7 protein-coding genes are annotated in these 9775 nt (G+C 42.0%); all 7 read right to left on the reverse strand.

Features of this window, described 5'->3' with window-relative positions; genetic code table 11:
- Window positions 1-27 precede the first annotated feature (27 nt).
- Window positions 28-1149 (reverse strand): glycosyltransferase family 4 protein, encoded by a 1122-nt coding sequence (locus ACFFIP_RS06925; RefSeq protein WP_382386856.1) that lies wholly within the window; start codon window positions 1147-1149, stop codon window positions 28-30.
- Window positions 1146-2543 carry an O-antigen ligase family protein gene (locus ACFFIP_RS06930; RefSeq protein WP_382386857.1) on the reverse strand — a complete coding sequence of 466 codons (1398 nt, stop codon included), beginning with the start codon at window positions 2541-2543 and terminating at the stop codon, window positions 1146-1148. The genes ACFFIP_RS06925 and ACFFIP_RS06930 overlap by 4 nt, the downstream gene beginning before the upstream one ends.
- Window positions 2534-3472, reverse strand: coding sequence for a glycosyltransferase family 2 protein (locus ACFFIP_RS06935; RefSeq protein ID WP_382386858.1), 939 nt, complete (start codon window positions 3470-3472; stop codon window positions 2534-2536). The genes ACFFIP_RS06930 and ACFFIP_RS06935 overlap by 10 nt, the downstream gene beginning before the upstream one ends.
- Window positions 3429-4745, reverse strand: a complete 1317-nt coding sequence (locus ACFFIP_RS06940) for an oligosaccharide flippase family protein (protein ID WP_382386859.1) — start codon at window positions 4743-4745, stop codon at window positions 3429-3431. The genes ACFFIP_RS06935 and ACFFIP_RS06940 overlap by 44 nt, the downstream gene beginning before the upstream one ends.
- An 18-nt stretch (window positions 4746-4763) precedes the next feature.
- Complete coding sequence (locus ACFFIP_RS06945; RefSeq protein ID WP_382386860.1) at window positions 4764-5831, reverse strand: GumC domain-containing protein; 1068 nt, start codon at window positions 5829-5831, stop codon at window positions 4764-4766.
- Window position 5832: 1 nt separating this feature from the next.
- Entirely contained in the window at window positions 5833-8466 is a 2634-nt protein-coding gene (locus ACFFIP_RS06950) for an SLBB domain-containing protein (RefSeq protein WP_382386861.1), read from the reverse strand.
- 153 nt (window positions 8467-8619) lie between these two features.
- A complete protein-coding gene (locus ACFFIP_RS06955; protein WP_382386862.1) occupies window positions 8620-9582 on the reverse strand; it encodes a radical SAM/SPASM domain-containing protein in 963 nt (320 codons plus the stop codon).
- Window positions 9583-9775 lie beyond the last annotated feature (193 nt).

Raw genomic sequence — 9775 nt, forward strand, 5'->3', positions numbered from 1 at the left:
AGTTGCATGTAAAAAAACTTCCAAAACCTATTCCAACATCAAACTATAATAGGCCTTCGCAAAAGCCTTTCTGCTAAAAATCTCCTTTCTTTGGTTTCCTTTTTGAACCAAATCTGCCCTCAGTTCAGGGTTTCGGGACAAGGCCTCCATTTTATCTTTGAGGTCAACAGGATTTCCCGTTTGGTGTACCAAAGCTGCATTTTCAGCTACTTCCATTAAGGCCTCCTGATCAGAAATGATCACTGCTGTCTGAAAGTGCATGGCTTCAATTACCGGGATGCCAAAACCTTCATTTTGGGAAGGGAAGACGTAAGCCATTGCTCCCTGATAGAGGCTTTTGGCCTCAGCGTCTGAGATAAACCCGGGAAGTTTGACCCGGTCTTCCAATTCGTATTCGGCAATTTTCGCTTTTACCTGCTCAAAATCATCCAGGGATTTTGACAAGCCCTTTTCTCCTCCCAATACCAGCTTATAATCACCGGGATTATCCTTTAGAAACAAGTAAAAAGCTTCTACCAATAGGGGTAGGTTTTTGCGCTTATCAAAAGAGCCTAAATGAAAGAAATACTGAAAGGGCTTTAAGTCCAGCTTTTCCAAAACAGCAGCATCACCCGGCCCATCGTAAATTTTGGGACACTGGTAGATGACTGCTGGAGTATTTTGTATAGGGGTTTCCCGTAGAATGGCTTTTTGGGCAAAGTAGGAGGTGGTGATCAATTTGCTGTTGCTCTTAATTCCCAATAGAATCATCTTCAGGAAGTATTTCCTCCAAAGGCTACTGTAGTTATGCGGCATCTGCCAGAAAAAAGCATCATGGATGACCGTATAACCTTTTGCTTTGCCTGCAAAAACAGGGTTTACGAAGTCAAAGCTCAAGATGATTTCTGCTTTGGCCTTTCTGGCTTTAAAAGGTAGAAGAAATTGCTTCCAAATAAAATAATAGACATGATACCAAAGTTTTCTCCAACGTGGGATTTGTCCCCGGAAAAAAGTAGTGGTGGACTGTCGCTTTGGATCATGGGTAAAAATCAATTCTAAATCCGGATTTGGGTACTCTTGTACAGCTTCACAAAATTCCAGCATGTAGGTTTTGATACCGGTCAGTGCGGTATTCAGATAAAACAGATCAACCAATACCCTTTTTTTCATTCTTGTATGGCTTGTTGGTACTTGATTTTTTGATCAGCATTGACAGCATAGCCTACCATCCACCAGGACATCCATGCCACATAACTGTATAATTCTGCATTAGCAGTAAATAAGGGAAGAATCAGCCCGACTTTTACTGCGGCTGCCACAAATGCGATCCGAGCAGTCATGATATTGTCGGATTGTCTGAAAACTTTAATGGAGGTGGTAATGCCAACCGCCAGGATCAGGATATAGAGGAACATACCAATCCATCCTAATTGCACCCCATAGATGAGGTATTGGTTTTCCCCGCCAATTCTTAATTCATCTTCTACTGCGCCCACATTTCCACTCATGGCAAGGCCCACACCCAGAGGATCAGCAATCATGGAGTCCAATGCCAATACCCATTCCACCACGTGGCCCACAGAAGAACTGTTTTCGAATGTGAGGGTGTCAATCACAAAATAATAGAAATCCTCAGAGGCAAATACCAGGACATAGACGACAAACAATAAAAACATAAATCCTCCAAACATGATAAGGCGGTATAGTCTAAAAATAACAGCGATAAAGAAAATCATCACAAAAAACGACACAAAGGCAGCTCTTGAGGCAGAAAACAATAAACTGGCAAAGGATGCAAACATGACGAAACCATACAAGGTCCAGTCTGTTCTTTTACTGGTGAGAAACCAAATCAAGCCTGCCGAAAATCCCAATAAAACAGAACTTGCCAGTTCCAAAGGATCGGCAAAAAAGGAAGCGAATCTTCTCGTAATGGCCTGGGTCTCAAAGGTCCAGGTCAATCCGAAATTTCCCGAAGGGTCTGTGTCTTTGATGTCTTGCTGAAATAAGGCAAAACCCGTGTGAGATTGTAAATGTGTGCCAATTAAAAACTCACCCACATTTACCACAAATGCGAGTATGGCAATGGTAAAAATCCCGTTGAAGAGTTTGTTGGCCTCTTGGTCGTCAAACTGTGTATTTCTCGCCAAAAAGTAAATCAGGCCAGGCATCAACATGTTTTTGTAATAGACGGCCTTGTTTAAAAATGTGGCCCCTCCCAAAGGCAGGACCATATACAGGAATCCCAAACCCAGGAACAACAGAAATAAAATATCAACCTTGTGCAGACGGATAGGGAATCGCAACAAATTCTTTTGATACAGGATAAAACTAAGGATCGCTGAAAAAATCACCAATTCTTTGAGGTATTGGTATACCTGAACCATCAGAGGAAGTCTAGAGCCTAAATAGACAAGACCTAATCCTGTGACATAAAAAGGAAGATAATACAAAACAAAAAAAATGGCATACTCCCACTTTCCTTCCAAAAGCATTTTCCTCATTACCCAAGAGGTAAGGATGACGGTCAGTATCGATATGATCAGGAATACGATTAGGGACATAGGGGGTGATTGACAGTATGGTCCAAAAACAGACCATCTTTAATTCCACGGATTACTGCTTTCGCTTTTTGAAATCTTCCACGCAAGCAAAAATAGCTTATCCAAGCCAGATATTTTCCCAATTGAAAGGGCCATGCTACTAGGGATTGGGGAAATTTAAGATGTCGTCTCAATAGAAAGAGCTGATTTCTGGAATGCAGGTAAAAGACAGTTGGACTTAAAGTGCCTTCTTTCGACTGTTTTTTGGATGAAGCATTTCCCTCATGGTAGATGATGCTTTTTGGACTCAGGTATAATTTATACCCTGCGGCTCTCATGCGCAATGACCAGTCTACATCTTCAAAATAGGCAAAAAAGGAATTTTGTAAAGGCCCTACTTTCCTGATGACAGGTGTTGGTATCAACATGCAGCATCCCGTTACCCATTCGAGTTCACTACTTTTTAACTCAAAGGCCTCTAAGGACATTCTATCCCCGATTGTTTCCGCCGTGCCTTGCCATTCTTTCATTTTGCCACCTGCACTCCATATCTTGGATGTATCCTCCATCAGAAGGATCAGGGGCTGAACGATGCCAACCTGAGGATGTTTCTTTGCATCTTCGATCATCTTGTCCAGAAAATCAGGGGAGACCAGCGTGTCATTGTTCAACATCAGTACATAGTCAAATCCATGTTCGAGTGCATAGGATATCCCGGCATTGTTCCCGCCTGTAAAACCTAAATTACTGTTGTTTTGAATGAGTGTGACATGTGGAAATTCCTTTTTCAGCAGCTCCCCGGAATGATCCTCAGAAGCATTGTCCACCAGGACAATCTGATAATTTGGATAAGAAAGGCCCTCTAAAGTCTGCAAACATTCTTTGGAGTGCCTGTATCCATTCCAATTAAGGACGATGATGGCTACCGAAGGACAACTTAAAGAATGCATGGACCAATTGCTTGTTTTTAAGGTAAATCAAGAATGAGTAAATAATAAAGATAACAAGTTCCGAAGACAAGAGCGCGACACACAATCCAACGGCTCCAAACTTGTAAGTAAGCAGAGAAGACATGCCTATCATGTAAAAACACATGAGCAAGGATGCCTTGAATAAGAGTTCTTTCTGATTTAGGACAAAAAGAATGATGCCATTGATGATGTTAAGCGATGCCAGGAAAGGGATAAATGACAAGATCTTAAGATAAGTAATGGATTGTTCCAATCGGCTTTTTGCCAGGATGGTGATGATAAATTCGGCAGAAAAAAAAGTTGCTAAAGACAAAAGCAGTGCAGCCCCCAGACCAAAAACGTAGGTTTTAAACAAGAAACGGATGAATTTTTCCTGACTGATTTGGTAAAGTTTGGAGGCATTTGGATAGACTGCCTGAATGATCAGTGTTGGGAGAATTCTTAACACCATCATGATTTTTTCGGACAAACTGAACATTCCAAGTGTAGTGTCATTGCCAAAAAAACTTAAAATGATCAAGCCCCCACTCACCGTGATATGGGAAACAATATTGGATAAAAACAGGTAAACATTGTCCTTGAGAGAAAACCAGATGGCTTTGATTTTTGGCCAATAGAATCGGATTTCCATCACATAGTAAATGTACAATAGCAAAAATAGATTGAGCCCCAGGGCGGGAACACCTAAAATGAAATTCACCCATTTGGACTGTTCAGGAGAATGAATAAAGAGGACGATACCAAAGAGAAATAGCAGTTTGCTGAAGACATTGGTAATGGAGATTAACTTCATTTTTTCCATTCCCTGAAAAAACCATAGGGGTAGCGTTGCCTCGGAAAACAATAAAATGATAGAAAAGACCAAGATGGTCTTGTACTCCTTAAAGAAATTGAAGCCATATGCCGAAACAAGCAGTAATAAAGCTGTCACGCCTGCCATAAATATCCGGCTAAAAAGAATTTGCGAGACCACCTTTGATAAGCCCTTCCGGTCTGTTTGATTGATGGCCACCTCTCTTGGGCCACTGATATTGAAGCCAAAACCGACCGCAATATTGGTAAAGATGATCACGGAAAGGGCAAGATTGACCAGGCCAAATTGATCAACCCCTATGGATTGGATCAATAATGGCATTGAGATGATCGAAATGAGCATGTTTGATGCCTGAATCAGCACTAAAAAAATGAAATTCTGAATGGACTTATTTTTGATATAAGCGCCAAACGGAAAAGAAGAAATTTTTTCAAACATGATTAAAGATTAATGCGCTCAATCATTTTGGATGTGCAGCTGGTAGAGTTTCCGGAGGTACAGCAAAATGAACACTACAAATAGAGCGGTAAACGCCCCTATTACCACGCCCTTTACCAATTTTAGTTCCGTTCTTCTCAATGGGTAATTGGCAGCATCTACGATTTGAATCAATGGAGAATTGTTCCGATGGTTGACTTTCGCTATTTCCAGATTTTTGACCACCTCTGCATAAATAGCTGATGATGCCTGTACGTCAATCTGCTTTTTCCTTCCTTCTACAGTTCCTGATTGTAAAAGGGGATTCGGATTAGGGATACGGTCTGAAATTGCCGCATATTGTGCCAGGTTCTCGTCAAGTATGGTTCTTACCGAATCCGCCTGGTGCTGTAATATACTCAAGTTTTCTGCTGTTTTTTTGGTCTTGGTCTCAAAGTAGAAAGTATTCACATTTTCCACTAACTTCTCATTGAAGACCTTGGCAAACTTCTCATCTTTGGACGAAATATTGACCTGAATAATGGTAAGCTTCCTGTTTGGCTTTTCTACCGAGAGCTGCTTCTCTCTGATACCCTTGGCAATTTCTTTGATCACTGAATCCTGCTGGATTGAAAAAGTCTCTCTCGGTTTGGAAAAATCCATTTGATTGAGATCTACTTTTTTCTTCCATTTTTCGTCAAGTTGATTGAATTCAATATACCTTTCTATGAGTAACTTTCCTTCATCAAAGGGACTCAGAAGTGTTTTGCCGAGCATATTGTCCGAGCGGTACAATTCCATGATATTGTCCCCTTGAAACAGTCCTGAAGAACCCCCTAATGAACCCAGGTTTACCCCGACTATCGAAGCCAAACCTGACATTTGTCCCAGTCCTGACATTTCTGCTTCTTCTAGTACAAATGATGTTTCAGCATGAAAAACGGGTTTTTTCATCCAGGATGCGATAGCTCCTAATCCAGCGCCAATCAAGCCTGCCAGCATCAGCACCTTCCATTGCCCCAAGAAAAATGAGATCCAAAATTTCACTCTTAGAATCAATTCCCGTAAGGTGATTTTATCGTCTACGAAATGCTTATTTGATTGCATCTTAAGGGTTGATTTGGGTGATGACTAGAACTAAAGTGGCCAAACCTGTAGCGATACCCACCAATTCACCTGGACGTACCGGTACCCTTGGACCTTTGGTAGGAATAATGATCTCAGAACCAGGTCTGACTGATGGATAGGATCTTAGACCCAAAAAGCTTTTGGTCCTGGCTACCTCTCCATTGGCATAGACGACGTAGGTTCTTTTTCTGTTGGCACGGATATCAAAGCCACCTGCACGGTTGATATAATACTTCATGCCCCTGTCTTTTTCGAACCTTACTGTGGCTGGATAGACTACATCTCCGCGCATTCTTACCGTCTGCAATTGCCTTGGGACGGCTATAATATCTCCTTCCTCCAAAATCAGGTCTAGGTCTGATCCGGGATTCTTTAAAATGGCTTCCAGGTCAATCGCTACGGCTTCCGTTTGTCTGATTTTAGCTGGAGTCAGGTCTGCTCTTGATTCAGTAATTCCGGAGATCACCTCTTTTTTCGATGCAGCAGCTGCAGCACCTTCACCTTTATCGGTTGGGGTATTGCCCAGATCTTTGAACAAACGTTCCAACAAGAGCTCCTGCGCTTCAGAGTTATTGGGATCCATCAGCATCTTTTGTTGTAAGTCAAGAAGATTTCGCTGACGTCTGATCTGCTCAGACTCGTTTTCATAAAACTCCGTTCTCCTGATCAAAGTGGCACCATTGGCATAAGCAAAAGCAGTTAGTCCTCCTGCTCTTTGGATAAGGTCTGAGATTCTTTCCTCAGCCGAACGGATGGAGAACATACCGGGAGAATTGACCTGTCCTTCTACAGTCACGATTCTATCTAAGGTGAAGTTGGGCTTTCTCCTTACAAGAACCATATCATAAGGTTCCAAAACTGCTGAGGAATTACTGCTGATCAGGCCATTTTCAAGACCGACAGGAATCAATTCAGAAAAGGTTCCTTCCTTTGATGTGGAAGACCTTCGGGCTATTTCAATATCCTGTGAATTGGCAGCTTCTCTCAATCCACCTGCCAAAATAATCAGTTCTTCAACAGACATATTTTTGGAATATGGATAGGTGCCAGGATTCTTCACCTCTCCATTGATCTGCACATAAAATTCTTCTTTAAGGTCGTAAATGCTGGAAATCCTGACCACATCTTCCCTTTTCAATTGGATGTCCGGAGCTGTGCCATTGAGTACTTCTCCAAGGTTGACTGTCAATACTTCTGTGCTCAGGTCATCAAAGGTCCTCAGGATACTTGCTCTTTCCAGATAGGCATCTCCTCTTAAACCCTCTGCATTTTTAATCAGCTGGCTTAGGGTAAGTCCTTCCGTCCGTGCATAATTGCCTTCTCTGAAGACAGCTCCTTTGATCTGAACCCTGTTCGTAAACCTGTTCAATACTTTACCGACGGTATAATCATCTCCACCTTTGACCAGGAATAGGCCGAACTGATTGTTGTAAATATCGGATACAGCTCTTTCCTTTCCGGTAATTCTGGTGACATTGATCCGATCTTTGAAAGCCTCGTCGGTAAAGCCTCCTGCATAACGCAACAGATCCTCAAAGGTATCTCCTTCTTTGACTTCAAATGTCTTGTTTCTTTTGACCTCACCTCTAACACTGGCCCGAGCCATAAAAGGTTCGACCAAGATGACGTCCTGATCTTGGAGCTGTACATCTAGGTTGGCCTGCCCATTGACCAAAAAGTCATAAACATCTATGGTGGCAACAGTCTTTCCATTTCTGACGATTTTGATGTTTCTCATGGTCCCGTTATCATTGGGGCCACCCGCGGCATAAAGGGCATTGAATACCGTGCTGAAGGCACTCAAAGTGAAAGTACCCGGTAACCGTAATTCCCCAACAAGATGCACCTTAATGGTCCGGATATTTCCTAATGTTACCTGTAAAAAGGTGTTGGGGTTATTGCCTCTTAATCCTGTATAAAAACCGGAAACCCTGTTTTTGATGATGGCGGTAGCTTCTTCGATGGTTTTGCCAGAAACACTGATAGGGCCAATGTTATCCAGAATCAGAAACCCGTCGGCATTGATGCTTGCCTCATAATATTGCTCGGACTGGCCATAAATATCCACGTAAACCATGTCTCCAGGACCTAGGATATAATTCTTAGGCGTAGCCATGTTGAGGCTTGGCTCAAAACTCAATCTCCTGTTTTTGTTGTAAAAAAGATCAGACCCGAAAATATTGGAGTCAGCACCCTCAAGGCCTTCTATATCTGTTTGGTATTTTAGAATCCCTTGGGATATTTCGTTGAAGTCCACCTGTTGCCTGGGATCTCTTTTGGAGGCAGTTGTCCTGCTTCGAGTACTGGCTGTAGCCAGATCGAGTTCTTCGATTCTTCTTTGGAGTTTCTCTGCTTCACGGGCGGGAAGTCCACGTAGCCTGGCCATTTGGATCAGTTCCATTTCGTTGATGCCGGCATCACTTGCCCTTCTTACCAATTCACGGATCTGCTCATCTGTCAGTTCATCCACATTGACACTGGCAATATCGGCAAGACTCTGAGCATGGGATTGCTGTGGTGCAACCAGCAAAAAAGCCAATCCAATCAAGAGATAAAAGAAATAATGCAATCCGGTTTTTTGGGCGATGGAGTGCTTGGAAGGATAGTCTTTCATATGTTTCAACCTTAACTTTCAAAGAATTTTGAATAGCCTCCTTCAAAAGTTTTTTGGCATTTTTTCCAATTAAAATAGTATAAAATCAGCGTAAAGATAAGTATTCCCAGTTGTAAAGAAATAGTCATGAACGTAAATTCAGCAAGAGTCGGACTACTCTGTACAGTTTTTGCAGATTTCTATCTGTTTTCTATCGGTAAGAAGTTGACTTCTGAATGCCTGATATTTAGGGGATTTCCAAATCTCAGTAATACTCTTTTCCTGTACTTTGCCCATGACGTGCTCACCATCTTTATCAAAGCAGCAAGGTACCCACCTACCATCCCAAGTAACCACTGCTCCCTGCCACATTCTCCAGCATTTGTTTTCGATTTCTTTTTTGAGCTTCCATTTTCCCTGACCATCTGGAATATACCGGGAGTATTGTAGGTCTTTTGGAATCAGTTCAGAACCATTTTCAAAATCATAGATCTGTGTGGTTTTCAGCTGTAGTTCGTCTACCCCTAATTCGGCAGCCCAATGCTTGAGTTCAGGGATTTGATGTTCATTTTTACCTGTGACCAAAAACTGTAGGATTACCCTAGGAAATAGGAGTCCCGCCTCTTTTCTTCTCTTAAACAGCAGCTCTAAACCTGATATCACTTTTGATAGTTTTCCTCCAATCCTATAGTCTTGGTAAACCTCTTGGGTAAGGCCGTCCATTGACACGATCAATTGTTTGAGGCCGGACTGTAATGTTTTTTTTACATTTTCCTCATTCAGGTAATGGGCATTGGTAGATGTGGAGGTAAATATCTTTTCCCGGTCGGCTATTTGTACCAGCTCCAAAAACTGGGGATGTAGGTATGGCTCTCCCTGAAAATACAGGTGAAGGTAGGTGAGCGTTCCTTTGGATTGATGGATGATGTCCTGAAGTAAATCTTTTTGCAGCATTCCTGTAGGTCGGGTAAAACTCCTCAGACCACTTGGGCATTCAGGACATCTCAGGTTGCAACTTGTCGTAGGCTCTATCGAAAGGGTAGTAGGCTTACCCCACATGATGGGTTTTTTACGCCATCTGCTATATTGAAATGAAATAAGCAGCAGGAAATAATTGATAAGTTTTTTCCACGTCAAATATTTAAAAAATGCTTTGGCTGTTATCCATCGGTTTTTCACAAATTGAAGTAATCAAATTTCCCGCAAATAAAAAAGGGGCTGTCCGAAAAGGGCAGCCTTTTTTATGCTGCAATTTTTTGATTTTGAAAATCTAAAGTCATGATTGGGGATTTTTGATTAGATTTTTTCCTTGACACGTATAATACTGGTC

The organism is Fontibacter flavus (assembly GCF_042432905.1).
GTDB lineage: Bacteria > Bacteroidota > Bacteroidia > Cytophagales > Cyclobacteriaceae > Fontibacter > Fontibacter flavus.